Here is a 24,639-nt window from a genome sequence, read left to right on the forward strand (position 1 = left end):
GATGAGCCCGACGACGACCCCGCTCACCGCGCTCGGGCCCGAGGCGACCGTCCGCGAGCACCACCCACGGTTGCAGTGGATCGCGCTGCACTCCGTCGCGATCGCGGTCGGTCTGCTGTTCCTGCTGCCGTTCGTGTTCGTGACGCTGACCGCCCTGATGGGCAGCGACCAGACCCTGACCCGCAACCTGTGGCCGAACCCCGTCCAGTGGCACAACCTCGTGGACGTGTGGAAGACCCCGGGCTTCCTGACCTGGTGGCGCAACACCATCGTCTACGCGACGGTCGGAACCGTGCTGACCGTGGTGTCCAGCTTCCCGGTCGCCTACGCGCTGGCCCGGTTCGAGTTCCGGGGGCGGACGCTGGCCATGAGCGTCGTGATCGCGACCATGATGCTGCCGCCACAGGTCGTGGTCGTGCCGATGTACCTCGTGTGGGCCCAGCAGTTCCACCTCACCGGGACGCTGTGGCCGCTGATCATCCCGATGGCGTTCGGCGATGCGTTCTCGATCTTCCTGCTGCGGCAGTTCCTGCTGACGATCCCCGCGGAGTACGTCGACGCCGCGAAGGTCGACGGTTGCGGGGACTTCCGCGCGATGATCCACGTCGTGCTGCCGATGGCGCGCCCGGCGATCGCCGCGGTCGGCCTGTTCCAGTTCTTCTACTGCTGGAACGACTACTTCGGGCCGCAGATCTACGCCAGCGAGAACCCGGCCGCGTGGACGCTGAGCTACGGGCTCGAGACGTTCAAGTCCGCGCACCACACCGACTGGAACCTCACGATGGCGGCGACCCTGATGGTGATGGCGCCGGTGATCATCGTGTTCTTCTTCGCACAGAAGGCCTTCGTCGAAGGCGTGACCCTGACAGGAGTGAAGGGATGAAGCTGGCAGTGATCGGCGGGGGGTCGACCTACACCCCCGAGCTGGTCGACGGCATCGGCCGGATGGCCGACCGTCTCGACGTGGGGGAGCTGGTCTTGATGGACCCCTCCGCCGAGCGGCTCGAGCTGGTCGGCGGGGTCTCCCGCCGGATCCTCGAGAACCTCGGCCACCCGGCCCGGGTGACCACGACGAGCGACGTGGCCGCGGCCGTCGCCGACGCCGACGCGGTGCTGCTGCAGCTGCGCGTCGGGGGCCAGGGGACCCGCGACGCGGACGAGACCTGGCCGCTCGAGTGCGGGTGCGTCGGCCAGGAGACCACTGGTGCGGGCGGCCTGGCCAAGGCGCTGCGCACGGTGCCGGTCGTCCTCGACATCGCCGAGCAGGTGCGCCGCTCCAACCCGGACGCCTGGATCGTCGACTTCACCAACCCCGTCGGCATCGTGACCCGAGCGCTGCTGCAGGCCGGGCACCGTGCGGTCGGGCTGTGCAACGTCGCGATCGGGTTCCAGCGGCGGTTTGCCGCCACGTTGGGGGTGGAGCCGGACCGGATCGAGCTCGACCACGTCGGGCTCAACCACCTCACCTGGGAGCGCGAGGTCCTGCTCGACGGGACCGACGTGCTGCCGGGCCTGCTCACCGACCACCTCGCCGAGATCGCGGACGAGATCGAGCTGCCGGCCGAGGTCCTCGACCGGCTGCGGTGCGTGCCGTCGTACTACCTGCGTTACTTCTACGCCCACGACGAGGTGGTCCGCGAGCTGCGCACCGAGCCGTCCCGCGCCAAGGCGGTCGCCGCGATCGAGAAGCGCCTGCTCGACCTGTACGCCGACCCGGCGGTCGTCACGAAGCCCGTCGAGCTGGAGCAGCGGGGCGGCGCGTACTACTCCGAGGCGGCCGTCGAGCTGCTCGGCTCGATCCTCGGCACCGACGACGCGGCGACCCGCGTGGTGAACGTCGCGAACAACGGGACGCTGCCGTTCCTGCCCGACGACCACGTGATCGAGGTCCGCGCCCGGGTCAGCCCTGAGGGGGCCGATCCGCTCCCGGTGCGCGAGGTCGAGCCGTTGTACGCCGGACTGATCGCGCACGTCGCGGCGTACGAGCGCCTCGCGCTGGAAGCCGCCCTTGAGGGTGGCCGCGACCGGGTCTTCACCGCGCTGCTGGCCCACCCGCTCGTCGGTCAGGTGGACCGCGCCGAGCGGCTGACCGACCTGCTGCTCGCCCACAACCGGGAGTTCCTCGCGTGGGCACGGTGAACAGCGCGATCGACGGGGTCCTCGCGATCGACGCCGGCAACTCCAAGACCGACGTCGTGGTGGTCGCCCCGGACGGCTCCGTGGTCGGCAGCGCACGCGGCGGCGGGTTCCGGCCGCACCTGATCGGTGCCCGGGCCGCGGTCGACGGTCTGCGTCCGCTGGTCGCCGAGGCCACCGGCGGCGTCCAGGTCGCCCACGTCTCCGCGTGCCTCGCCAACGCCGACCTCGCGACCGAGCACGACCGGCTCCGGGTCGAGATCGAGCGGCACGGCTGGGGGCGCACGACGTACGTCGGCAACGACACGTTCGCGCTGTTGCGCGCCGGCGTCGAGCAACCGCCTGGGGTGGCGGTGGTGTGCGGGGCGGGGATCAACTGCTCCGGCGTCGGCCACGACGGGCGGACCGCGGGCTTCGCCGCCGTCGGCCGCATCTCCGGTGACTGGGGCGGCGGTGCGTACCTGGTCGAGGAGGCGATGTGGTGGGCGTCACGGGCCGTCGACGGGCGCGGTCCGCAGACGATGCTGGCGCGGCTGCTGCCCGAGCACTTCGGCCGCCGCGACATGGCCGACCTCGTCGAGGGCGTGCACCTCGGTGAGATCCCCGAGCGGCACCTGTACGACGCCACCCCGGTGCTGTTCGCGGCCGCCGGCGCGGGGGACGAGGTGGCGGTCTCGGTGGTGCTGCGGCAGGCCGAGGAGATCGTCGCGCTCGCGGTCTCGGTGCTGCGCCGCCTCGACCTGCTCGGCGAGCGCACCGACGTGGTCCTCGGCGGGGGTGTCCTGACCGGGGGTCACGCGCAGCTGCTCGACGCCATCGGGTCCGGCCTGGCCGAGGCCGCACCCCTCGCCGTACCCGTGGTGGTGTCCGCGCCCCCCGTGGTGGGAGCGGCGCTGCTCGGCCTGGACCGGATCGGCGCGGCCCCGACCGCGCACGCCCGGCTGCGGGAGACCTTCGTCTGACCCGCCGCGACCGGCGCCCGCATCGGGGCACCGGCCGCGGTGAGCTCTGCTCAGAGCTTGATGATGTTGCCCGTCGACGGAGCGCCGCCTCCGGAGGGCGGGGGGCCGCCGGCCGCGGCCTGGTCGGCGAGCATCCGGTACTGAGAGGTCTCCTTGGAGGTCTTCACCGTCCCGGAGACCGTGTAGAGGTACAGATCGCCGGAGACGGCGTAGTCGTAGTTGGCGTTGTCGACGAAGAAGTTGATCCTGACCTTGGACATGCTCTTGGCGCGCTCGAGCATGGCGTCCATCAGCATCGAGATCTGCTCGGGGCTCAGCCCCATCTTCGTCATCTTCTCGTGCGTCGACTCGTACGACGCCGAGGCCGAGTTGCCGCCGAAGAACGCCGACCACAGCGACAACGATGCGCTGGCTGAGGTCTTGGTGGTGTCCTTGACCTCCTCCTGGTAGGACGCATCGAGCATCGACATGGCCATGGCGTTGAGGTTCTTGACGTCATCGCTGGTGAGCGCCGCGATCTGCAGGTCTGCCTTGATCCTGCCGGTCGTGTGCGCCGGCACGGTGTAGCTCAGGCCGGTGAGCTGGCCGAGGCCGGAGATCTCGATCGAGAACGACTCGCTGGCTCCTCCTGCCACGATGGGTGCGATCACGGGCTCCACGAGGTCGGTGAAGACGACCTCGGTGTTCGTGTCGAGGGTCTGGATGTCGAGTTCCATGTCTGAGTTCCTTAGCTGCGAGCAGGGATGTGGGGTGGCTGGGATCGGCGCCGGTGTGCCTCGGGACAGGCGCTGGCGCTGGACGAACGAGGTGGACGTGCGGGAGCAGCGGGCTCAGCAGCAGCCCTGGCCGGGTTCCTCCTCGCCCGGGACGACCTCGGTGGGAGCGCTGGGGATCGTGATCGCCAACGCGTTCATGACGGCTTGGATGGGATTGCCGACCGAGTACGTGGTCGACCCGCCCCAGTGCAGGCCCACGACCTTCTTGCTCACGGTGCTGACGTAGACCGAGCCGCTGTCCCCGCCGGCCGTGAACGGGCCGGCGTCACCGATGACCTGGATCTGGTTGGCCATGATGACGTCGCCCACCGGTGGCCCGAAGCTTTCCTTGGCCGACAGGGTGATCGACTGGATCGTGCCGCTGGTCAGCTCCGTCGTGCGGCCACGCTTCTGCACCGCCATCGACACCGCGGGTTCCTCGACACCCATCAGCTTGCCGATCGCGACCACTTCGCTGAGCTTTGCCGAGCGCGCCGTCTTCAGCGCCACGGCACCGTCCACGCCGTAGTCCTTGCCCGAGATCGTGACGTTGCCTGCGTACCACCGGGTCAGCTCCGCGCAGTTGCCGCACCACCCGATGCTGTTGTCGGCGCGCGCCTCCTGGCACATCTCGTCATCGATCTTGGCCTTGCCGTCCTCGAGGCACATGACGTGGTAGTTGCTCAGCATCATGGCGTCCTCGCCGTCGTTGTCACCTCGCACCATCAGGCCGAGGGTGCCCGCGACGTCGTCGACGCGGCGGGGAGCGATGCTGATTCCGCCCAGCAGGGGGTTGTAGCGCTTGGTGTCGGCCTCTGCCACGGTGGCCGCCGTGGTCGCGGAGGACTGCTTGAGGAAGTCCCCGTCTCGAACGACGACGGGGAACCCCTCGATCGTGGTGGGCAGCGGATCCGTCACGGCATCCGCACCGCCGCGCACGTAGACGAGGATCACCAGCTCGTCGGTCAGGGCCCCGCCTTCGTCACGCAGTCCCACGCCGACGCCACGCACCTCCTCGCGGGCGAGGAGGTCGCCCTCGACACGTTCTTTGGCCAGGACCATCTGGTCATGCAATCTGAGTTGTTCTGCCGATAGCGCCATGATGTCGCGCACCCTTCGTCTGTCCGAGAGGACGAGGAACTCGAAAAGGGCATCTCGATCGGCCGTCGGCCCGATGACGTCGGTGGGGCGCGCTCAGTAGCGCCCACGCGGCGGGGCCCGGCGAGGGAGTGCATGGGGCGCCCGACCCCTGGCTCGTGAGACCGGGCCGGACGCTCAGCGTTTCGAGGGATCGTCTGGGCCATCGACCGGGCCGTCGACTGGGCCCCGCCATCGGTGCTCTCCCCCGAGATGGAGAAACTTCGTGTACACGCTCTCGTCGCGGCGCAGTCAAGTCAATGACTCGGGCGGACCGGCCGCAGTGGCCTCGGCGGGGGATGCGGACGTCGGCCCACGTGGTGTCGACGGGGCATGTACATCGCCGGTGCCACCGAGTAAAAGCTTGCCGCGAGCCCGGCCGATGACGACGTAGCGACCGCGGTGGTGCTGCGCCTCGCCGGCGGTCCACCAGCGGCTGCGGGACGCCTGTGCGTGACGGTGCCCGTCCGCATGCTGATCCCGCTCTACTGAAGGGTTTCGGCACCTGGTTTAGTTCGTGCCCGTCAAGGATCGGGCCGAGACGACCGGAGGTCGCGCGCGCATGGGTTCGCTGTCGAGACGAGGGTTCCTGGGAGCGGCGGCCGCCGGTGCCACTGCGGTAGGGGTGGCCGGACCGGCACGGGCCGCGATCTTCTCCGTGCCGGTCACCGAGGAGCGTCGGCAGGCGGTCGTGATCGGGTCGGGCTTCGGCGGTGGCGTCACCGCCCGGCGTCTGGGCCGGGCCGGGATCAAGGCGCTCGTGCTCGAGCGTGGGATGCGCTGGCCGACCGGGCCGGGCTCCGACACGTTCCCCACGCTCACGAACAACGACCACCGGTCGTCGTGGCTCTCCGCGGTGCCGACGATGCCGGTGCCGCCGACCAGCCCCAACGCGTTCATCCCCTACACCGGGCTGATCGAGCGGGTCCGCGGTGTCGGCGTCGACGTCATGTGCGTCGCTGCCGTGGGCGGTGGCTCGATCAGCTACCACGGCATGACCGTGCAGCCGCAGCGCGAGTCGTTCGCGATCACGATCTCGAGCTCGATCGACTACGACCTGCTCGACCGCGACCACTACCGCCGGGTCGCGCGGGACCTGCACGTGTCGCCGATCCCCGACGACATCCTGGCCGACCCCCGGTACGCCGCTCCGCGGATCTTCGAGGAGCGCGGACGCCAGGCCGGGTTCGACACGTTCCGGATCGACTCGCCGACCGACTGGGACGTCGTCCGCCGCGAGCTGCGGGGCGAGCTGCCCCCGTCGTACATCACTGGCGACATGACGTTCGGCTGCAACAACGGCGGCCGCTGGTCGGTCGACGTCACCTATCTCGCGCAGGCCGAGGCGACCGGCAACGTGCAGGTCGCGCCGTTGCACCGGGTCGCCGACATCTCGCGTACGCCGGCGGGGGAGTGGCTGATCGAGTGTGAGCGGATCTCGACAGGCGGGAAGGTGCTCGAGCGCAAGCGGATCACCACCCGAGCGCTGTTCCTCGGCGCCGGGTCGCCCGGCACCACCCGGCTGATGGTCAAGGCCCGTGACAAGGGCACGATCCCCGACCTGCCCGACGGGGTCGGCACCGGCTGGGGCACGAACGGTGAGCGGGTCTACGCCGCGGTCACGACCCAGGACAGCCCGGGCGCCTACCAGGCCGGCCCGGTCGCCATGGGCGCTCGCGACTGGTCCGACCCGGCCCGGGCGCTGACGATGACCACCGGCCCGATCCCGATCCCGATCGACGTCAACACCTACACGATCGCCGGGTTCATGGTGACCACCGAGACCGGGCGGTGGCAGTACGACGCCCTGCGCGACGACGCGTTCCCGGTCTGGGACCGGACGAACGAGCTGGACACCAAGCCAGTGCTCGACGCGGCCGTCGAGCGGATCACCAGCGACACGCCGTTCCACGTCAACCTCGACGCGAACCTCCTGGACAACACCACGTTCCATGCGGTCGGCGGCATGCCGTTCGGCTCGACCGTCGACGACGCGGGCCGGGTGCTGGGGCAGCGCGGGCTCTACGTCATGGACGGCTCGCGGATCGCCGGTTCCTGCGCGGCCTGCAACCCCTCGATGACGATCGCGGCGCTGGCGGAGTACTCCATGGACGTCGTGCTGCGCCAGGACCTCGACGTGCTCACCTGAGAGGGCATGCTGGTCGTATGCGCCCTCGCCTCGTGACCAGTGCCCTGACAGTGGCCGCCGCCGGCGTCGGCTTTCTCGGCACCACGCCCGACAGCGAGTGGTACCGCTCGATCGACAAGCCCGCCTGGCAGCCACCGGGCGCGGCGTTCCCAGTGGTGTGGACCCCGCTCTACGGGCTGATCGCGTGGGGGACCGGTCGCGCGCTCGACGGAGCCGCGCGGTCCGAGGACGGCGGCAGCCGGATGCTCGCGCTGACGGCGGCCGACCTCGCCGCGAACGCCGGCTGGTGCTGGATGTTCTTCCGCGGCCGCTCGCCCGCGGGCGGCCTGGTCGTGATCGCGGGCCTCGACGCGCTCAACCTCGCGCTGCTGCGCGAGGCCGCGCGGCACGACCGCGCCGGGGCGGCCGCGCTCGCGCCGTACGTCGCCTGGACGGCGTTCGCGACCGCGCTCAACGCCTCGATCTGGCGCCGCAACCGCTGAGCTGGGCGGCCTCGGCTCAGCCGGCGAGACGGTCGAGGCCGTGGTAGACGAGGAACGCCGGCCAGACCAGACCTTCTGGGATCGCGAGGACGTGCCACCAGAACCCATCGGCCTGCTGCCAGAACCACACCCAGGCGCCGAAGATGCCGATCCCGTAGATCGCGCCGCTGGCTCCGTTGCTGGCTCCGTTGCTGGCCGACCCGTTGCTGCCACCCATGCCGCTCGACGTTAGTGGTGCCGGGCGGTGGTGCACAGGGTCGCAGGACCCGGCGTGCGGTTGTCGGCGATCGGGGGCAGGCTGGGCCCATGGACGACGACCGCGTCAAGGTCAGCGTGCGCTACCGCGCCGGGCTCGGGCTCGTCGCGGGTGAGAGCCTGTGGGCCCGGCCGGTCCGCGCCCATGACGGCGGCGGCACCTACGCCCTGCAGAACAACTCCTTCTACGTCCCGCTCGCGGTCGGCGACGTGGTGCGTGCCGAGCTCAACGGCGACGAGTTCCTCCAGGTCGTCGACGTCGTCGAGCCGGCTCCCGTGGTGCTCACCTCGGTCGCCGTCCACGGTGACCTCGACGAGGCCCGGAGGCTGGGTGACGGGTGGCGCGAGCGCGGCGCCAACTGGAGCGAGGGGATGCAGGGTCTGCTGTCCACGGTGTGGGCTGCGGGCGTCGGGCCCGAGCAGGTCCTCGCGGCACTGGCGCCCGACCTGAGCGCCGGACGAGGCGAGCTGGTGTGGCTGGCCGTGCCCGAGCAGCGCACGCGCGAGGCGCACACCGCGATCGACTTCGAGCTCGACCGGGTCCAGCACTTCCCCCCGGTCGAGACCAGCTACTGGGCCGCCGACGACCCCTACTGGCGCGAGGTCGGCCTCGACTCGCCCGAGTTCCTCGCCTATGTCCAGTCGCTGGCGGGCCGCGACCCCGAGCTGGCCGCCGCCCTCGAGGCCGGCGACCACGAGCGGGTGCGGGAGATGCTGGCCTTCATCAACGACGGCCCGCTCTGGTAGGCGCCGCGGACCCGGGTCTTGACCGGCCCGACGCGCGTACGACGCCCAGGGTTCACCCGGACGGGCCAGGCTGGCCGGCGTCGTCGTTCCGCTCTCGGAGGAGTGTCATGCGCTCAGCTCGTCGTCTCGCCGTCCCGCTCTCGCTCGTGGTCGCGACCGCGCTGATCGCCGCGGCCGGTGCCGCCCCGGGCTTCGCCCACGGGGCCGGTCACGGCGGTGACCACGGTGACGACGAGGCGGGCTACGCGTTCGCGGTGATCGGCGACGTACCGTACGGCGCGGACCAGATCGCGGCGTTCCCCGGCTGGATCCAGCAGATCAACCAGGACCCGGCCGTCCGCTCGGTCGTCCACGTCGGTGACATCAAGAACGGCTCGAGCGTGTGCAGCGACGAGTACTTCGCCTCGATCCGCGCCGACTTCGACACCTTCGAGGACCCGCTGGTCTACACCCCGGGCGACAACGAGTGGACCGACTGCCACCGGGCCAACAACGGCGCCTACGACCCTCTCGAGCGGCTCGACGCCGTCCGCGAGGTGTTCTTCGGCCACCCCGGCCGCACGCTGGGCCGGCACCCGATGCGGGTGGCCTCGCAGGACCGTCGCGGCTACCCCGAGAACGTCGTCTACGACCAGGCGGGCCTCACGTTCGTGGCCGCGAACGTCACCGGCAGCGACAACGGCCTGCAGCCCTGGTCGGGGCTGGGCAACACCGAGCCGACCCCCGAGCAGCAGCGGGCCGTGGCCGACCGCACCCGCGCCGACATCGAAGCCCTGCACGCGGCCTTCCGGCTGGCCGCCCACGAGCACTCCCGGGGTGTCGTCGTCCTCCAGCAGGCCGACATGTTCGACCCGACGTACACCCCGACCTGGAGCGACATCGGCGCCTTCCAGCCCTGGGTGCAGGCGCTGGTCGACGAGGCCTCGCACTTCCGTGGGCCCGTCTACCTCTTCGACGGCGACAGCCACGTCTACACCGCCGACCAGCCGCTCGCGACCGGGTCGCCGTGGCTGACGACGTACGCCGTGCGCGGCTCCGCCGACAACCTCACCCGGGTCACCGTCGACGGCTCGTCCAACAACGTGGACTACCTGCGGGTGACCGTGGGTGATGACGACTCGTCGCCGCTGAGCTGGGAGCGGGTGCCCTACACGTCCTGACGGGTGCCTCCGGCGCCTGGCGAGGCACCCACCCTGACGCCGACCGGTCGACTTCCGGTTCGCGGCACTAGCCGGCGTGGATGTGGGGCCGGCGGGCCCGGTCGGGCTCGGCACGACGCAGGACCTCGCGGGTGACGGGCGCGACCTCGCCGACGCCGAAGAGCAGGAACCTGAGGAGGTGGGTGCCGGGGTTGCCCTCGGTCCACTCGAAGTAGATGTGCGGACGGACCCCGGTGCGGTCGCGGATGTCGAGGAGGAGTGCGGCCAGGGCGTTGGGGATCGAGGACCCCGTGACGGTGAGGACCCGGTACTCGTCGTGCAGGACCTCGCCGTGGACCTCGATCCGGCTCTCGAAGTCGGAGTAGTCGCCGAGCTGGACCTCGACGAAGATGATGTCGCCGGCGTTGGTGAGGTCGTGGTCGTCGATGATCTCGCGCACCTTGTCGCGGTACTCGGCGACGTCACGGTCGTCGGGTTCGTTGGCGACGAGCCTGATGGACCGCCGGGCGCAGTCGCGCAGGAACGACTCGGCCCGGGCGTCGTACGTGATCGCGGTGGCCCGCAGCTCGAAGGCTCGTCGGATCCGCGACAGGATCGAGAGCGCGATGATGGCCGCGATGAAGCAGGCCCCGATCTTGACCCCGTCGGGGCGTTCGCGGACGTTGTCGAGAGTGGTGTAGGCCAAGACGGCGCCGATGAGTCCGTAGGCCAGGGTCAGCTTGCGTTGGCCCGCTCGCCGGGCCGCGAGGGTGACGGCGACCGCCGCGGAGGTCATCAGCACCAGCACGCCGGTGGCGTAGGCGCCACCCTGGGCGTTGACGTCGGCCTGGAAGATCCAGGTGATCAGGAACGCGGTCCCGGTGAGCACGAGGACCAGCGGGCGTACGGCGCCCGCCCACTCCGGTGACATGCCGTAGCGCGGCAGGTATCGCGGGATGAGGTTGAGCATGCCGGCCATGGCGGAGGCGCCGGCGAACCACAGGATCAGGATGGTCGAGGTGTCGTAGACCGTCCCGAAGCCGTTGCCGAGGTAGCGGTGCGCCAGGTAGGCGAGTGCTCGGCCGTTCGCTGATCCTCCGTCCTCGAACTCGGCGGCCGGGATCAGCAGGGTGGTGACCAGGCTGGAGGCGATCAGGTAGACGCTCATGATGCAGGCCGCGGTCGTCAGCAGCTTGCGGGTGTTGCGGATTCGCTTGGCCGGGTGGTCACGTTGGTCCGACTCGTCACCCTCGACGTGGCTCATCAGGGCGACGCCGGTCTCGAAGCCCGACATGCCGAGGGCGAGCTTGGGGAAGAGCGTCAGCGAGACCGCGATCATCATCGCGACGTTGCCGTGCTCGACCGTCATCCCGTGCGTCCAGTCGGTCATGGCCTGGGCATCCCCGGCGACGTGAGCGGCGGCGACCGCGATCACGACCGCGTTCAGGCCCAGGTAGGCGATCACCAGGGCGACCGCGACGCCGACGGCCTCGGTGAACCCCTTGAGGAACACCGCGCCGAGCAGGGCGATCAGCGCCAGGGTGATGCCCACCTGCTGTCCGTGGAGGACGTCCGGCACATGGGGGTTCTCCACGAGGTGGGCGCTCGCGTCGGCGGCGGAGAGCGTGATCGTGATGATGAAGTCGGTCAGCGCGAACCCGAGGAGCACGAGCACGAAGAGCTTCCCCCGCCAGAACGGCAGGAGGCGCTCCAGCATGGCGATCGACCCCTGGCCGTGGGGGCTCTCGGCGGCCACCCGCCGGTAGACCGGCAAGGCGCCGAACAGCGTGAGCAGGACCAGCACCGCGGTGGCCAACGGGCTGAGCAGCCCCGCAGCCACGAACGCGATGCCGGGCTGGTAGCCGAGGGTGGAGAAGTAGTCGACCCCGGTCAGGCACATGACCTTCCACCAGGACTGCGTCTTCTCCTCCGTGGGAGGAGCAGCATGCGGACCGGGATAGGTGCTGACGTCGTCGGCTCGGTGGAAGAACCAGTCGTGGAACCTGCTCGAGGTCAGGTCCAGGGAGTCCCGAGTCTGCAGATCGACGCGCACTCCTCCCATCCAACCCCTGAGCAGGGTCGACGGAGCCTGCCCTAACGACTCCCTAACAGGCTGGTTGGTCACCGTCGATGCGGTGATCGAAAGGCTCCCTGTCAGGATCTTGTCAGGGAGCTTCGTGCGGCCGGCGACGTCGGCTTGAGTGGTCCCCATGACGGAACCGGCCATCACCGACGACGTGGCAGTCCGCTTCGGCATCGGGGCGGGCGTGCAGTTCCTCCTCACCGGTGGCTTGGTCATGGCGAGCCTGCCGACGGCGTACGGCGTCGGGCTTCTCCTCGCCGCGACGGCGGGGCTCGCCGTGGCGCTGGACCGGGTGCACGCACTGGGTCTCAGCATCGCCGGCTGGGCCTTCGCGACGGGCTTCGCCGTGCACGCCCTGGGCCTGCTCACGTTCGCGCCGCTGGACCTGGCCCGCCTCGCGGCGTTCGTGGCGGCCGGCCTCCTCGCCAGTGGCCTCGGCGCCCGACGCGAGCACCTGTCGCTCCCAGGGGTCCGCATCCTCGGGTCTGAGTGAAGAATGGGGTGACCAGCGAGTGCTGACGGCAGGAGAGCGATGGACCCGGTCGGTTTGAGCGTGCGGCGTCGGGCGGCGGGTCACGCACTCGCCGTGCTCGGCACCCTGGCGCTCGCGGTGGTGCTCCTGCCGGTGCGCGATCGCCTGGACCTGGCCAGCGATGCGATGCTCTTCCTGCTGCTGGTGGTCGGCACCGCCCTCCTCGGCGGGCTGTGGCCGGCGCTGGTGGCGGGTGTCCTCGGAGCCGCGTCCCTGAACTTCCTCTTCACCCAGCCCTACGAGACGCTGCGGATCCATGAAGCGAGCGACGTCGTCTCCGTGATCGTGTTCGGCCTGGTCGCGCTGATGGTCAGCTGGGTCGTCGACCTGGCCGCGCGTCGGTCCTCCGCCGTTCGTGAGGCGGCCGAGCTCGAAGCGGGCAACCGGTTGCGCACCGCGCTCCTCGCGGCGGTCGGGCACGATCTGCGTAGCCCGTTGGCCACCGCGAAGGCCGTCGTGTCGGGCCTTCGCAGTCGTGAGGTCGCGATCACCGATAGCGATCGCCAGGAGCTGCTCGAGACCGCCGACGACGCGCTCGACCGGCTCACCAGGCTCATCGAGAACCTGCTCGACCTGAGCCGGCTGCAGGCCGGCGCCCTCCCGGTGCGGACCCACCCCGTCGCCGTCGAGGACGTGATCAGCCGGGCGCTCGACGACCTCGGTGTCGAGCCCCGGGGCGTCGTGCTCGACCTGCCCGAGCTGCTCCCCGACGTCATGGTCGACCCGGGGCTGCTGGAGCGGGTGATCGTCAACCTGGTCGCCAACGCGCAGCGCTACGCCTCCGACCCGCCGCTCCTGACCGCCACGATCGCCGACGGCCACGTGCGGATGTGTGTCGTCGATCGCGGTCCGGGGATCGCGGAGCCCGACCGCGAGCGGGTCTTCGTCCCGTTCCAGCGGCTGGGCGACTCCGGCACGGCCGGGCTCGGACTCGGGCTCGCGGTCTCGCGAGGTCTGGTCGAGGCGATGGCCGGGACCCTGACGCTCGAGCAGACGCCTGGTGGCGGAGCCACCATGGTGATCTCGCTGCCGGCGGCGGGCGCTTCGCCGACGATCGAACGAGTGGCACCGTGAGCCGCGTCCTCGTCGTCGACGACGAGCCGCAGATCGTCCGGGCACTCGCCATCAACCTCCGGGCTCGCGGCTACGAGGTCTGCACGGCCGGGGACGGGGCCGAGGCGCTCGACCGAGCCGCCGCCGAGGCACCCGACGTCGTGATCTTGGACCTCGGCCTTCCTGACCGCGACGGCGTCGACGTCATCGCTGCGCTGCGCGAGCGGAGCGACGTACCCATCCTGGTCCTGTCCGGCCGTGCCGACAGCACCGACAAGGTCGATGCCCTCGACGCGGGTGCCGACGACTACGTGACGAAGCCGTTCGGCATGGACGAGCTCTCGGCGCGGTTGCGGGCCATGCTGAGGCGGCACGCGCCGACCGAGCCGACCGCCACGCTCGTGGCCGGCGACCTGGTGATCGACCTCGATGCCACGCGGGTGACCCGCCAGGGCCAGGAAGTGCGGCTGACGCCCACCGAGTGGCATCTGCTGAGCGTGCTCGTGCAGCACTCGGGCAGGCTGCTCAGCCAGCGCTTCCTGCTCACCCAGGTGTGGGGCCCCGGCTACGAGAGCGCCCAGGGCAACCTCAGGCTGTACGTCGCACAGCTGCGTCGCAAGCTCGAGCCCGATCCGGCTCGACCCCGCTTCATCCTCACGGAGCCGGGGATGGGCTACCGGTTCCAGCCCTGACCCGACGGTCGGTGGGCCTCGGGGCCGGTGTCCCGCCTCAGGTGTAGACGTCGAAGGCGCGCGCGGCGGCAGCGGCACGCGGGGCGGTCCGCGCGGCCGGGCCGGTGGACGTGGTGGACGAGGAGTCGTCGCTGGCCACGGAGTACTGCTCGTTCTCGCGGGTCAGCGCCGAGATGGCGGTGGCAACCTCCGACTGGGCGACCTGGACGGCGACCCGGTCCGCGACCAGGACGTCGTCGGCGGCCTTGGCCGCGAGGTCGGTGGTGAGCTTCTTCTGGGCGTCCTTGAGTCCCTTGATCGCAGCGCGGTAGGCGTCCTGGGCATCCGACCCGATGGTGGTCCCTGTCGATGCGCCGACCGCCGAGATCGCTGCGAGACGTCGTTCGATCGCCTCGACCTTGTGCCTCATGATGGTGCCTGATCCTTCCGCTCCGTTACGTCCTCTTCATCGGCACTTCGAGACGCCCGGTTGAGCGGATGTGCGTCAGGTCACCCGGACCAGGCGGACGGCGCCCTCCCGCCGCGGGTCGGCGGCGGCGACCAGGTGGCCGTCGGGGTGGACCAGGGTGGCGCCGACCCCGCCGTAGTACATCGACAGGCCCTCGTCGGCCTCGCGCTTGACCACCTCGTCCGGCCGGCCGGCGTGGTGGACGTGGACGCGAGGGTGGTGCACCGCCTCCTGCAGGCCCAGGCCGCCTGCGAACCCCGCGAGCACCTGCGCGACAGCAGTGGCGATCCGGCCCGCCCCCGGCGAGCCGATCGCGAGGACCGGGCCGTCGGCACGACGCCCCACGGTCGGGGCCATGTTCGACAGCAGTCGTGTGCCGGGGGTCAGGGCGTGCAGACCGCCGAGGTTGAGCTCCTGCTCGCCGAGGGTGTTGTTGAGCCAGATGCCCGTGCCCCGGGCGATCATGCCGGAGAAGTAGCCCGACGAGACCGTGACCGCGCACGCCCGGCCCTCGCTGTCGGTGGCCGAGCAGTGCGCCGTGGATCCCGACTCGAGCAGTGCGCCGGGCCCACGCCCCAGGACCTCGCGCTGCACCTCGACGAGCAGGTCGACGTCGTCGTCGGTCCAGGCGCCATGGGGGCGGCCGCCGAGCAGGCGCAGCATCTCGGCCACGCTCGCCCCGCCGATCGACGGCGCCGGGGTGGTCGCCAGCGTCCAGGGACCCACCTGGGTGGTCAGCGAGCGGTGGACGACGGGAAGGTACGCCGCCAGGTCGTCCGGGCCGAGGATCCCGCCGCGGTCGAGCACGTCGGCGGCGATCAGCCGGCCGAGCTCGCCGGTGTGCAGGACCGCCGCACCCTCCGCGGCGATCAGCTCGAGGGATCGGGCCAGGTCGGGGAGCACGACGAGACCCGTGGTCACCTCGCCCTGGTCGTCGTGGACCGCCGCCCGGCTGGCCTCGTCCCAGCCGAAGATCGAGTCGTGGACGTACTCCAGGTAGTAGCGCGACGCCGCGCTCAGCCGGAACCCACGCCGAGCGACCTCCAGAGCCGGTGCGACCACCTCGCGCCACGGCACCCGCCCGTCACGGCGGTGCACCTCCTCGAACGCCGCCACCGACCCGTGCGCCGCGACCGAACCGGGTCCGATGGTGATGTCGACGCCCCCGCCGTACTCCGTGTGCACGTCCCAGGTGCCGCCCCCGAGCGCGCGCCCCCGGCCGGGCATGTCCATCCAGCCGTCGGCGGTGTACGCCGGGGCGCCCGGCGGCTGCACGGTCACGAACCCGCCCGAGCTCAGCGAGACCAGTCCGACCTCGTTGACCATCGTGACCAGCGAGGCCGCGAGCGCGGCGTCGACCGCGTTGCCGCCGGCCAGCGCGACCTGCTCGCCGGCGTCGGCGGCCGCGTCGTTGGGGGCTGCGATCGCGACGTCGGGCATGCTTCGGAGGCTACCCAGCGCTCAGCGGCGCGGCCGGTCTCGCCAGGCGCCGGTGGCCCACAGCGCCCAGGCGACCAGCACCGGCTGGAAGAACAGGCGGCCGAACCGCTTGGCGTCGGTGTCCAGGCCGAAGGCGTCCCGGTGCTCGGCCCACTGGGCGATGTTGCCGGGGAAGATCGCCACGAAGAACGCCGCGACCACCAGGCCCACACCCACCCGGCCGCGCGCCCAGGCGACGAGCGCGGCGCCGAGGGTGAGCTCGACGAGGCCCGAGACGAGCACGACCGGGTCGTCATCGACCGGGAACCAGTCGGGCACCTGGGCCGTGAAGTCCTCGCGCGCGAACGTCAGGTGGCTGGTGCCCGCGAACAGCAGCACCAGGCCGAGCCCGACGCGGGCCAGGGACCGAGGACGCGAGGTCGGCGGCGCGCTGAGCAGGCTCATGCCTCGACGCTAGCCGGGTGCTGCTCGACCGGGTGCTGATCGGCCGCGAGGTCACCGGTCGGGTGATGCTCGCGCTCCTCGGCCTCCGCCTCGGCCTGCGGTCCGGGCACCACGTGGGTGGCGGCGCGGACGACCGGGATGAACAGGGCGACGACGGCCGCCAGTGCCGACGTGCCGACCAGGACGCCGAAGCCGTGGGTGTAGCCCGCCTCGACCGGCAGCCCACTGGGCTGGGCGTTGGACGTGACCACCGTGGCGAGCACCGCGGAGCCGATCGCGCCGCCGACCGTGCGGATGTTGGTGTTCATGCCGCTGGCGACGCCGGTCTGGGACTGCGGGACCGCGTCGACCACGAGGTTGGACATCGCCGCGAACGCCAGGCCGAAGGCCAGGCCCAGCACGGTCGTCTCGACGAGCACCAGCGCGATCGACCCATGGGCGAGCGTGAGCCCGAGGGTGCCGAGCGCGGTGAGCGTGGCGCCGACGACCAGCAGCAGCTTGGAGCCGAAGCGGTGGGCGAGGCGACCGGCGAGCACACCGGCGACGAATGACGCCACGGTCTGCGGCAGCAGCAGCAGGCCGGACTCGGTGACGCTGGCGCCGAAGCCGTAGCCGGCGGCCTCGGGGGTCTGCAGGAACTGCGGCAGGAACGCGAACATCGAGTACATGCCGGCGCCGAACAGCAGCGCCACCAGGTTGACCGTCCACACCGTGGGGATGCGCATCATCCGCATGTCGACCAGCGGGTCGGCGCTGCGCGACTCCGCGACCACCCAGGTCGGCAGCAGCACGGCGGCGGCCACGAACAGCCCGATCACGCGGCCGGACGACCAGCCCCAGGTGTGGCCCTGGCTCACGCCGAGCAGCAGCGCGACCAGCCACGCGGAGAGCAGCAGCGCGGTGCCGACATTGATCTTGCCCGGCGCTCGCTCGGGGGACTCGGGGATGTAGAACGCGGTGGCGACGGTCGCGACGATGGTCATCACCATCGGGATCCAGAACAGCCAGTGGTAGCTCAGCGCGTCGACGACCGGACCGGCGATCACCAGGCCGACGCCGCCGCCGACCGCGAGCAGCGCGGCCGCCGTACCGACCGCGCCCGCGACCTTGTCGCGGGGGAACTCGTCGCGGATGATCCCGAACGTCAGGGGGAGCACGCCGCCGCCGATGCCTTGGATGACGCGGGCGACGATCAGCACCCCGATCGAGGTGGCCATCGCGGCCAGCAGCGACCCGACGGCGAGCGCGGCGAGCGCCGCGACGAGCATCCGCTCCTTGCCGACCTTGTCGCCGACGCGTCCGATGATCGGGGTGAACACCGAGGCCGAGAGCAGGTACGCCGTGAGCACCCAGGTCACCGTCGCCTGGTCGGTGTCGAGGGCCGCCTCGATCGTGGGCAGCACCGGGTTGACCATCGACTGGAGCAGCGAGAACGACGCGACGCCCAGGCAGAGCACGAGGAACGTGATGCGGTAGTCGGTGCGGTGGGCGGTCGGGGCCATCGGCGCTCCTGGCAGCTGGGGGAGTGGGTGGTCCCGGTCGTGCTCCGGGCCTCAATGCCCAACCAGCGGCGCCATCGGTTGATTCCGTCAACGACCGTCCGGTTTCAGTGACCTGGCCCACGCTCCGCCAGCCGCTGGAGCATGGTGACCAGGGTCGGCCGCCGGCGATGGGTCTCGATCAGCTCGGCGACCAACGTGGCGTGACGGTCGGGCTGTCCCGCCGCCGCGCAGGCATGGCGCAGCTCCTGCAGGTAGGCCACGGCCTGGCGGTAGTTGCGCTGGTCGGCGACGCGCAGGTTCTCCTCGATGAGGGCGACGTAGGCGTCGTAGACCTCCGCGGGATGGGTCTTGGCCCGCGCCCGGACCAGGCGGACGGCCGTCGCGGTGTCGAGCGCCAGATCGCGTGAGGCCGCCCACGCCAGGTCGGTCTCGCCCTCGTCGAGCAGCACGCCCAACCACGCGCGTGGGCTGCGCTCCAGCAGCACGTCGAGGGCAGCCAGGCGCTCGGTGTCCCAGACCTGGCACGCCAGTGCCTCCTCGCGCAGAGAGGCGTACGACGAACCCGTGGGCAGTGCCTCCAGCTGGCGACGTCTCAAGCCCAGTGCCTCCTGCCCCTGGCCGCGGTCGCGGAGCATCCGGACGGCCACGTCGTAGAGCTTCGGCGACTGGTGCCAGCTGGTGCCGGCGTGAGTGCCTTCGACGGCGTACCGCAGCGCGTCGTCCTCGTGGCCGGCCTCGAGGAGCGCCTCGACGAGGGCCTCGTAGTGGAAGACGCTGGTCAGGCCACGTCCGACGAGCTCCACGATCGTGGCGACGTCACCGTCGAGCACCGCCAGCCGCCGGCGCGCCTCCTGTCCGCTCCACGAGTCCGGGTGGGCCGTCAGCCGCTTCGCCAGCTCCTGGCGGTAGGTCGCCAGCCCGCGCTCGCCGAGGGCGGGGGCATAGCGCACGACGTCGACCTCGAGGAACATCGAGTCGTCGAAGGTGTTCTTGATCATCCAGCGCGCCAGCCGAAGGGGATCCGGGGCGGCCATCGCGACCGCCTCGACGTGCAGGTCGAGAAGCCGGCTGGCGGCCCCACCCTGAATGCCGCTGGAGTCGTCGGACCTGCCGATCACGCGGACCAGGTCGGCGATCGCGGTCTCGAGCAGCGGCACCAGCGCTGCTGCGGTCGCGGGCGTCAGGGAGCGCTCGAGCTCGTCGGCCACCTCGTGGGCCTCGCGGCCGTGGTCGTCGGCGGCCCGCCAGTCGAGGTGCCGGCGGGTCCGCAGCGACTGCACCAGCGGCAGCAGCGCGGAGACGTCGCCGGCCTCGCGTGCCCGCGCCAGCACCAGGGCGTCCAGCGCGTCGGGGTGGTCACGACCCAGCTCGGTCAGGACCTGCCGCAGCTCGTCGTCCTCCATCGTGCCGAGCCAGGACACCACGCCGTCGATGCCCTGATCGCTCCGATCCTGCTCGTCGGCCGGTGCTCCGCCAGTCTCGCCCGAGGCCACGAGCGCAGTGGCCACCAGGTGCTTGCAGAAGTGGCCGCTGACACCCATGGGGCACGTGCAGGACCAGTCGCGTGCGTGGAGCACGACGTCGTACGTCGTGGTTCCGTGCGCTCGGGCGTGGATGATCCCGGGAGCGCTGTGGGTGATCGTGATGCGTCCCTGGCGCGCGTAGTCCTCCCCACGGACGAGCGAGCCTTCGTCGGCGAGGTCGGTCAGATCGATCCACACCCCGCCAGCATGGCGCACCCGGACCGGTCCCAGGGTCGGAAGTGCCGGTCCTACGAGGCTCGGCGTGGACGCCGCGGGACCAGCATCGGCACCCGGGAGACCACCTCGCCGTACGCCGGGCGCCGCTCCAGGCTGCGCTGCTCCATCAGCGGGATGCTCACCCCCAAGAACAGCGCGAGCATGGCGGCCGCGCCCACGAACACCCACCACCAGGTCGACGGGTCGGCGGCCAGCCCGAAGAGCGCGAGCGCGAACCAGAACGTGATCTCGCCGAGGTAGTTGGGGTGCCGGGTCCAGCCCCAGAGCCCGCGGTCCATGACCTGGCCGGGCTCCCGGGTGCGCAAGAAGCGGTGCATCTGCCGGTCGGCGACCAGCTCCAGGGTGACCGCGACGAGCCCGACGACGAGCGCGAGCGTGTCCAGCCACCCGGCGTCGCGGCCGGGCCGGGTGAGGACGACGTACACCGGCACCATGCCGAGGAACACCTGCAACGTCGGCACCAGGTGGATGCCGCCGAGGTCGATCACCATGCTCTCCGCGGTGCCCTTGCCCTCCTTGAGCATCGTGTAGCGCCAGTCCTCGTGGTCCAGGCCGGTGAACGTCTCGACCCAGTTCGCCGTCAGCCGCACCGCCCAGAGCGTGATCAGGCCGAGCACCAGCCAGGCCCGCACCTCGCCGAGACCGGCCGCGCCCTCCGCCCACCACCACAGGGCGAGCAGCGGCGGCAGCACGCTCCAGTAGGGGTCGTAGAAGCTCGAGTTGCGGTAGGCCCGGCTGAAGCCGAACACCACCACCGTCGCCAGCACGTCCGCGACCAGACCGTCCAGCCACAGGCGGCCGGTCGACGGTCCGGCGTACAGCCAGACGGCGGCGACACCGAACGCCACGACGTACGCCGCGAGGACGCGCACCAGCGCGGAGATCCTGCTCACGGAGGGACCGTAGTGGCATTCGGCCAACGGTGGTGACCTTTGTAGCGGTCGGGCGGAGGCCGGTCGGGTCGTGTGCCTCAGGCCGGTCCACAGAGCGTTCTCAGGCACACGACCCGGCGGCGGCCGCACCCCGCCAGGTCCCGTCGTCACCGCAGGGCGAGCGTGCTCCCCGCGTCGTCCAAGACCCGGTCGCAGGCCGCGCGGTCGCATCGCCACAGGGTCCGGTCGCCCGCCCCCTGGGTGACGACGTACACGTCGCCGGCGTACCACCGCAGGTCGACCGCGGGGTCGGCGAGCGGCACCCGCCTGACGTCGCCGGACCGGGTGTCGTAGAGCGCGAGCCCCGCAGTCATCCCCTGGGCGGCCTCGTCCGCGTCGGGGGCGTAGGCGTAGGTGTCGCCGTCGCCCGAGAGGGCACCGGTGACGCCGCCGAGGAAGCCGTCCCTGCGCTCACCGTCGGCGTCGTAGACCTCGACGCCGCCGTCGTGGACGAGCACCACGGTGTGCCCGCCCGCCTCGGCGCGGTCGAGCACGACGACCACGCCGTCACTGGCGAGATCGACGGGATGGACGCCGGTGGCGTCGTGGATCACCGGACCGGTGCGCCGGAGGTCGACGTAGACCGCGTCGGTGGCGGCCAGCAGAGAGCCGGGGTCCTGGGCGCTGTTGCGGCCGTCGACGCCGGCGAACTCGATGAGCCCGTCGGTGGTCTGGTAGGTCACCCCGGCGGGGTGGACGTACGCCGTGGCCACGTCGTCGATCGGCGTGTCCCCGACACCGAGGAGCCGGTGCCCGTCGAGCACCACGAGCCTGCCGTCGAGACTGCCGACGGGGGTGCCGGTCAGTCCGGTGTCGGTGAGCGTGCCGTCGGGCGCGACCTGCTGGACGCGACCGTCGAGGACCACCGGCACGCCGGCCGCCGGCACCGCGGAGGCGACCGGAGTCGGCTCGTCGCGGGCCACCACCTGGGGGACGACGGCGGCCACCGTCGCCACGGCGGCGAGGGCGCCCGTGGCGACGAGCGAGCGGGTGAGGCGCCGCCGGCGGCGGTGGTGACGGACCCGGGCCTCGAAGCGGGCGAGGTCGACCGGCGGGACGGGAACGGCGTCGCGGACCTCGGTCAGGCTCTCGCGGATGTCGGTGGGCATCATGGCTTCAGCTCCAGGTCGGGTACGGCGGCACGCAGCCGCTTGAGGGCGTGGTGGGTCTGGCTCTTGACCGAGCCGAGGGAGACGCCGAGCGCGTCGGCGGTCTCCTGCTCCGACAGGTCCTCGATGTACCGGAGCACCACCGTGGCCCGCATCCGGGGCGGCAGGCCCCGGATCGCCTGCCACAGGGCGAGGTGGTCGGCCCGGACGTCCAGGCCACCGCCCTGCCCGGCGTCGGGCAGCTCCGCGACGACGGTCTCGCGTCCACGCCGGCGCCACTGTCGTGAGGCCTGGTGGAGCATCACCTTGCGGACATAGGCGTCGGTGGCGTGCCGCTCGCGGATCGAGTGCCACCGCACGCAGGTGCGGGCGAGGGCGTCCTGGAGGAGGTCCTCGGCCTGGTGGTGATCGCCGGTGAGGAGGTACGCCGTGCGGTACAGGGGCGCCCAGCGGGCGGCCATGTACTCGGCGAAGTCGGTGTCGGGTTCCATCACCACGAAGAGAGGCCGGCTGCGCCCGGAAGGTTGAGACGCTGCCCCGAGAACTTCTGCCCGACGCCGACCCGGGGCGTCAGCCCACGGACTCCCGGGCGGCGACGAACGCGTCCACGCACCGGCGTACGTCGGCCTCGGAGTGCGCGGCCGAGAGCTGCACCCGGATCCGCGCCTTGCCGCGCGGCACCACCGGGAACGAGAACGCGATGACGTAGACGCCCAGGCCGAGCATGTGGTCGGCGATCGCCGTGGCGACCCGGGCACCGTCCTCGCCGGGGAACATCACCGGCGTGATCGGGTGTGACCCGGGCAGCAGCTCGAAGCCGGCCTCGGTCATCAGCGAGCGGAACAGCGCGCTGTTGTCGCGCAAGGTGTCGCGCGCCTCGCTGGAGGAGGTCACCAGCCGCAGCGCCTCGAGCGATCCCGCCACGACGCCGGGGGCGACCGAGTTGGAGAACAGGTACGGACGCGAGCGCTGCCGCAGCAGGTCGACCACCTCCTGGTGGGAGGCGACGTAGCCGCCCGAGGCGCCGCCGAGTGCCTTGCCGAGCGTCCCGGTGATCACGTCGACGCGGTCCATGACGCCGAACAGCTCGGGGGTGCCGCGGCCGCCGGGACCCACGAAGCCCACGGCGTGGGAGTCGTCGACCAGGACCAGCGCGGAGAACTCGTCGGCCAGGTCGCAGATCTGGTCGAGCGGGGCGTAGCTGCCGTCCATCGAGAACACGCCGTCGGTCGCGATCAGCACCCGCCGGGCGCCCGCCTCACGGGCGGCGACCAGCTGGGTGCGCAGGTCGGCCATGTCGGCGTTCTTGTAGCGGTAGCGCGCGGCCTTGCTCAGCCGGACGCCGTCGATGATCGAGGCGTGGTTGAGCTCGTCGGAGACGATCGCGTCCTCCTCGCCGCACAGCACCTCGAAGACGCCGCCGTTGGCGTCGAAGCAGGAGCTGTAGAGGATCGTCGCCTCGGTCTGCAGGAACTCCGAGAGCCGCCGCTCCAGCTCGGTGTGCTGGGTCTGGGTGCCGCAGATGAACCGCACCGAGCTCATCCCGAAGCCCCAGGTGTCCAGTGCCGCCTTGCTGGCCGCGATCACGTCGGGGTGGTCGGAGAACCCGAGGTAGTTGTTGGCGCAGAAGTTCAGCGCCTCCCCGGCCGTCGTCGAGATGTGCGCGGCCTGCGGTGTGGTGATCTCCCGCTCGCGCTTGTAGAGCCCAGCCGCCTCGATCTCCGCGAGGGTGTCGGCCAGCTGCTGCTTCACGTCGCCGTACATCTCAGCTCCAATCCAGGACGGCCTTGCCGGCGGTGCCGGACCGGGTGTGCTCGAACGCCTCTTCCCAGCGCTCGGCGGGGCCGCGCCACGTGATCACGGACTGTACGGCGTCGCGCAGCGCCGGGCTGGTCGCCAGCATCGAGCCCATGAGGTACCAGGTCTCGAACATCTCGCGGCCGTAGATCCCCTTGAGCGTGATCATGTGCGTGATCACCCGCCCCCAGTCGATCTCGTACGCCGAGTGCGGCAGGCCCAGCATCGCGACCCGGGCCCCGTGGTTGAGGTTCTCCAGCATGTCGCGCACTGCCCCGGGCGCGCCGGACATCTCCAGGCCGATGTCGAAGCCCTCGAGCATGCCGAGCTGCTCCTGCGCCCAGGCGAGATCGTGACCCTGGGACAGGTCGACGGCGAGGTCGGCGCCGGCGCGCGTGGCGAGCTCGAGCCGCTCGGGCCGCAGGTCGGTGACCGCGATCCGCCGGGCGCCGGCGTGGCGCACGATCGCGGTGGCCATGATGCCGATCGGCCCGGCGCCGGTGATCACGACGTCCTCGCCCACCACCGGCCACTGGAGCGCGGTGTGCGTGGCGTTCCCGAGCGGGTCGAACAGGGCGCCCAGGTCCGGGTCGAGGTCGGCCGGCTGGACCCAGGCGTTGGTCGCGGGGATCACCACGTAGTCGGCGAACGCGCCGTCGCGGTTCACCCCGACCCCGATCGTGTGGATGCACAGCTGGCGGCGGCCGGCGCGGCAGTTGCGGCAGGCCCCGCACACGATGTGCCCCTCGCCGGACACCCGGTCGCCGACCTCGATGTGGTCGACGTCGGCGCCCACCTCGACGACCTCGCCGAAGAACTCGTGGCCGATGGTCATCGGCGTCCTCACCGTCGAGGCGGCCCAGTCGTCCCAGGTCAGCAGGTGCAGGTCGGTGCCGCACAGGCCGGCTCTCAGCACCCGGATCTTCACGTCCCGGTCACCGCAGACCGGCTCGGGGACGTCGATGAGCTCGAGCCCGGGGCCTGCCGTTGTCTTCACCAGTGCGCGCACGTGCCCATCCTGCACCGCGGCCGGCGCGGGACGTCATGCGGCTGGAGCAAGTGGTTGCTCCGTCCGGATGACGTCC

General features: G+C 71.5%; 24 protein-coding genes. 10 read left to right on the forward strand and 14 right to left on the reverse strand.

What is annotated here, in order from left to right; translation table 11 throughout:
- Window position 1: 1 nt before the first annotated feature.
- The 3 genes from AC3ANS_RS04015 to AC3ANS_RS04025 are packed head-to-tail and all read left to right on the forward strand — an operon-like array spanning window position 2 to window position 3,098.
- The gene (locus AC3ANS_RS04015; RefSeq protein ID WP_488294875.1) at window positions 2-883 is read left to right on the forward strand and encodes a carbohydrate ABC transporter permease; all 882 of its coding nucleotides are present in this window, start codon (window positions 2-4) and stop codon (window positions 881-883) included.
- Window positions 880-2,139, forward strand: a complete 1,260-nt coding sequence (locus tag AC3ANS_RS04020) for a 6-phospho-beta-glucosidase (RefSeq protein ID WP_488294876.1) — start codon at window positions 880-882, stop codon at window positions 2,137-2,139. Before AC3ANS_RS04015 ends, AC3ANS_RS04020 begins: the two co-directional genes overlap by 4 nt.
- The gene (locus AC3ANS_RS04025) at window positions 2,136-3,098 is read left to right on the forward strand and encodes an N-acetylglucosamine kinase (protein WP_488294877.1); all 963 of its coding nucleotides are present in this window, start codon (window positions 2,136-2,138) and stop codon (window positions 3,096-3,098) included. Before AC3ANS_RS04020 ends, AC3ANS_RS04025 begins: the two co-directional genes overlap by 4 nt.
- A gap of 50 nt (window positions 3,099-3,148) precedes the next feature.
- On the opposite strand, the gene AC3ANS_RS04030 is transcribed toward AC3ANS_RS04025, so the two are convergent.
- Both AC3ANS_RS04030 and AC3ANS_RS04035 read right to left on the reverse strand, forming a co-directional pair.
- Window positions 3,149-3,814: a hypothetical protein gene (locus tag AC3ANS_RS04030; protein ID WP_488294878.1), complete on the reverse strand. Its 666-nt coding sequence runs from the start codon at window positions 3,812-3,814 to the stop codon at window positions 3,149-3,151.
- A 114-nt stretch (window positions 3,815-3,928) separates the two neighbouring features.
- Window positions 3,929-4,915 (reverse strand): chymotrypsin family serine protease, encoded by a 987-nt coding sequence (locus AC3ANS_RS04035; protein WP_488294879.1) that lies wholly within the window; start codon window positions 4,913-4,915, stop codon window positions 3,929-3,931.
- Between the two features lie 700 nt (window positions 4,916-5,615).
- Here AC3ANS_RS04035 and AC3ANS_RS04040 point away from each other — a divergent pair.
- Together AC3ANS_RS04040 and AC3ANS_RS04045 are read left to right on the forward strand one after the other, a co-directional pair.
- Entirely contained in the window at window positions 5,616-7,139 is a 1,524-nt protein-coding gene (locus AC3ANS_RS04040; protein ID WP_488294880.1) for a GMC oxidoreductase, read from the forward strand.
- A gap of 17 nt (window positions 7,140-7,156) precedes the next feature.
- Window positions 7,157-7,621 carry a TspO/MBR family protein gene (locus AC3ANS_RS04045; protein WP_488294881.1) on the forward strand — a complete coding sequence of 155 codons (465 nt, stop codon included), beginning with the start codon at window positions 7,157-7,159 and terminating at the stop codon, window positions 7,619-7,621.
- Between the two features lie 16 nt (window positions 7,622-7,637).
- Here the strand turns inward: AC3ANS_RS04045 and AC3ANS_RS04050 are convergent, their stop codons facing one another.
- Complete coding sequence (locus AC3ANS_RS04050) at window positions 7,638-7,838, reverse strand: hypothetical protein (protein WP_488294882.1); 201 nt, start codon at window positions 7,836-7,838, stop codon at window positions 7,638-7,640.
- Between the two features lie 89 nt (window positions 7,839-7,927).
- Here AC3ANS_RS04050 and AC3ANS_RS04055 point away from each other — a divergent pair, with 89 nt between their 5' ends.
- The gene (locus AC3ANS_RS04055) at window positions 7,928-8,623 is read left to right on the forward strand and encodes a hypothetical protein (RefSeq protein WP_488294883.1); all 696 of its coding nucleotides are present in this window, start codon (window positions 7,928-7,930) and stop codon (window positions 8,621-8,623) included.
- Between the two features lie 107 nt (window positions 8,624-8,730).
- The gene (locus AC3ANS_RS04060; protein WP_488294884.1) at window positions 8,731-9,783 is read left to right on the forward strand and encodes a hypothetical protein; all 1,053 of its coding nucleotides are present in this window, start codon (window positions 8,731-8,733) and stop codon (window positions 9,781-9,783) included.
- Between the two features lie 67 nt (window positions 9,784-9,850).
- Here the strand turns inward: AC3ANS_RS04060 and AC3ANS_RS04065 are convergent, their stop codons facing one another.
- On the reverse strand, window positions 9,851-11,662 hold the full coding sequence (locus AC3ANS_RS04065; protein ID WP_488296423.1) for an APC family permease: 1,812 nt from the start codon (window positions 11,660-11,662) through the stop codon (window positions 9,851-9,853).
- A 310-nt stretch (window positions 11,663-11,972) separates the two neighbouring features.
- On the opposite strand from AC3ANS_RS04065, the gene AC3ANS_RS04070 reads away from it, so the two are divergent.
- From AC3ANS_RS04070 to AC3ANS_RS04080, 3 genes are read left to right on the forward strand one after another with little or no spacing between them, the layout of a single operon-like run.
- A complete protein-coding gene (locus tag AC3ANS_RS04070; protein WP_488294885.1) occupies window positions 11,973-12,338 on the forward strand; it encodes a hypothetical protein in 366 nt (121 codons plus the stop codon).
- Between the two features lie 39 nt (window positions 12,339-12,377).
- Entirely contained in the window at window positions 12,378-13,451 is a 1,074-nt protein-coding gene (locus AC3ANS_RS04075) for a sensor histidine kinase (RefSeq protein WP_488294886.1), read from the forward strand.
- Window positions 13,448-14,122: a response regulator gene (locus AC3ANS_RS04080; protein WP_488294887.1), complete on the forward strand. Its 675-nt coding sequence runs from the start codon at window positions 13,448-13,450 to the stop codon at window positions 14,120-14,122. The genes AC3ANS_RS04075 and AC3ANS_RS04080 overlap by 4 nt, the downstream gene beginning before the upstream one ends.
- Window positions 14,123-14,159: 37 nt before the next feature.
- Here the strand turns inward: AC3ANS_RS04080 and AC3ANS_RS04085 are convergent, their stop codons facing one another.
- The 10 genes from AC3ANS_RS04085 to tdh all read right to left on the reverse strand — a co-directional run bounded on the left by AC3ANS_RS04085 (window position 14,160) and on the right by tdh (window position 24,563).
- A complete protein-coding gene (locus tag AC3ANS_RS04085; protein ID WP_488294888.1) occupies window positions 14,160-14,531 on the reverse strand; it encodes a hypothetical protein in 372 nt (123 codons plus the stop codon).
- Between the two features lie 75 nt (window positions 14,532-14,606).
- Window positions 14,607-16,010, reverse strand: coding sequence for a gamma-glutamyltransferase (locus AC3ANS_RS04090; protein WP_488294889.1), 1,404 nt, complete (start codon window positions 16,008-16,010; stop codon window positions 14,607-14,609).
- A gap of 21 nt (window positions 16,011-16,031) precedes the next feature.
- Window positions 16,032-16,454 carry a DoxX family protein gene (locus AC3ANS_RS04095; RefSeq protein WP_488294890.1) on the reverse strand — a complete coding sequence of 141 codons (423 nt, stop codon included), beginning with the start codon at window positions 16,452-16,454 and terminating at the stop codon, window positions 16,032-16,034.
- Window positions 16,451-17,956: an MFS transporter gene (locus AC3ANS_RS04100; protein WP_488294891.1), complete on the reverse strand. Its 1,506-nt coding sequence runs from the start codon at window positions 17,954-17,956 to the stop codon at window positions 16,451-16,453. The genes AC3ANS_RS04095 and AC3ANS_RS04100 overlap by 4 nt, the downstream gene beginning before the upstream one ends.
- A gap of 104 nt (window positions 17,957-18,060) precedes the next feature.
- Window positions 18,061-19,677: an SWIM zinc finger family protein gene (locus AC3ANS_RS04105; protein ID WP_488294892.1), complete on the reverse strand. Its 1,617-nt coding sequence runs from the start codon at window positions 19,675-19,677 to the stop codon at window positions 18,061-18,063.
- A gap of 50 nt (window positions 19,678-19,727) precedes the next feature.
- Entirely contained in the window at window positions 19,728-20,609 is an 882-nt protein-coding gene (locus AC3ANS_RS04110) for a DUF1295 domain-containing protein (protein WP_488294893.1), read from the reverse strand.
- Between the two features lie 146 nt (window positions 20,610-20,755).
- A complete protein-coding gene (locus AC3ANS_RS04115) occupies window positions 20,756-21,760 on the reverse strand; it encodes a hypothetical protein (protein ID WP_488294894.1) in 1,005 nt (334 codons plus the stop codon).
- A complete protein-coding gene (locus tag AC3ANS_RS04120; RefSeq protein WP_488294895.1) occupies window positions 21,757-22,248 on the reverse strand; it encodes a SigE family RNA polymerase sigma factor in 492 nt (163 codons plus the stop codon). The genes AC3ANS_RS04115 and AC3ANS_RS04120 overlap by 4 nt, the downstream gene beginning before the upstream one ends.
- A gap of 79 nt (window positions 22,249-22,327) precedes the next feature.
- Entirely contained in the window at window positions 22,328-23,521 is a 1,194-nt protein-coding gene (locus AC3ANS_RS04125) for a glycine C-acetyltransferase (RefSeq protein WP_488294896.1), read from the reverse strand.
- Window position 23,522: 1 nt separating this feature from the next.
- Window positions 23,523-24,563, reverse strand: coding sequence for an L-threonine 3-dehydrogenase (tdh, locus tag AC3ANS_RS04130; protein ID WP_488294897.1), 1,041 nt, complete (start codon window positions 24,561-24,563; stop codon window positions 23,523-23,525).
- Window positions 24,564-24,639: the final 76 nt, after the last annotated feature.

The organism is Nocardia sp. 149-1B, from assembly GCF_057747975.1.

Coding starts and splice junctions, on each gene's coding strand:
- AC3ANS_RS04125 (WP_488294896.1), bottom strand. CDS start 23,521: ATGTACGGCGACGTGAAGCAGCAGCTGGCCGACACCCTCGCGGAGATC.
- AC3ANS_RS04055 (WP_488294883.1), top strand. CDS start 7,928: ATGGACGACGACCGCGTCAAGGTCAGCGTGCGCTACCGCGCCGGGCTC.
- AC3ANS_RS04015 (WP_488294875.1), top strand. CDS start 2: ATGAGCCCGACGACGACCCCGCTCACCGCGCTCGGGCCCGAGGCGACC.
- AC3ANS_RS04075 (WP_488294886.1), top strand. CDS start 12,378: ATGGACCCGGTCGGTTTGAGCGTGCGGCGTCGGGCGGCGGGTCACGCA.
- AC3ANS_RS04120 (WP_488294895.1), bottom strand. CDS start 22,248: ATGGAACCCGACACCGACTTCGCCGAGTACATGGCCGCCCGCTGGGCG.
- AC3ANS_RS04085 (WP_488294888.1), bottom strand. CDS start 14,531: ATGAGGCACAAGGTCGAGGCGATCGAACGACGTCTCGCAGCGATCTCG.
- AC3ANS_RS04020 (WP_488294876.1), top strand. CDS start 880: ATGAAGCTGGCAGTGATCGGCGGGGGGTCGACCTACACCCCCGAGCTG.
- AC3ANS_RS04060 (WP_488294884.1), top strand. CDS start 8,731: ATGCGCTCAGCTCGTCGTCTCGCCGTCCCGCTCTCGCTCGTGGTCGCG.
- AC3ANS_RS04115 (WP_488294894.1), bottom strand. CDS start 21,760: ATGATGCCCACCGACATCCGCGAGAGCCTGACCGAGGTCCGCGACGCC.
- AC3ANS_RS04070 (WP_488294885.1), top strand. CDS start 11,973: ATGACGGAACCGGCCATCACCGACGACGTGGCAGTCCGCTTCGGCATC.
- AC3ANS_RS04100 (WP_488294891.1), bottom strand. CDS start 17,956: ATGGCCCCGACCGCCCACCGCACCGACTACCGCATCACGTTCCTCGTG.
- AC3ANS_RS04045 (WP_488294881.1), top strand. CDS start 7,157: ATGCGCCCTCGCCTCGTGACCAGTGCCCTGACAGTGGCCGCCGCCGGC.
- AC3ANS_RS04035 (WP_488294879.1), bottom strand. CDS start 4,915: ATGGTCCTGGCCAAAGAACGTGTCGAGGGCGACCTCCTCGCCCGCGAG.
- AC3ANS_RS04090 (WP_488294889.1), bottom strand. CDS start 16,010: ATGCCCGACGTCGCGATCGCAGCCCCCAACGACGCGGCCGCCGACGCC.
- AC3ANS_RS04050 (WP_488294882.1), bottom strand. CDS start 7,838: ATGGGTGGCAGCAACGGGTCGGCCAGCAACGGAGCCAGCAACGGAGCC.
- AC3ANS_RS04030 (WP_488294878.1), bottom strand. CDS start 3,814: ATGGAACTCGACATCCAGACCCTCGACACGAACACCGAGGTCGTCTTC.
- AC3ANS_RS04095 (WP_488294890.1), bottom strand. CDS start 16,454: ATGAGCCTGCTCAGCGCGCCGCCGACCTCGCGTCCTCGGTCCCTGGCC.
- AC3ANS_RS04065 (WP_488296423.1), bottom strand. CDS start 11,662: ATGTGCCTGACCGGGGTCGACTACTTCTCCACCCTCGGCTACCAGCCC.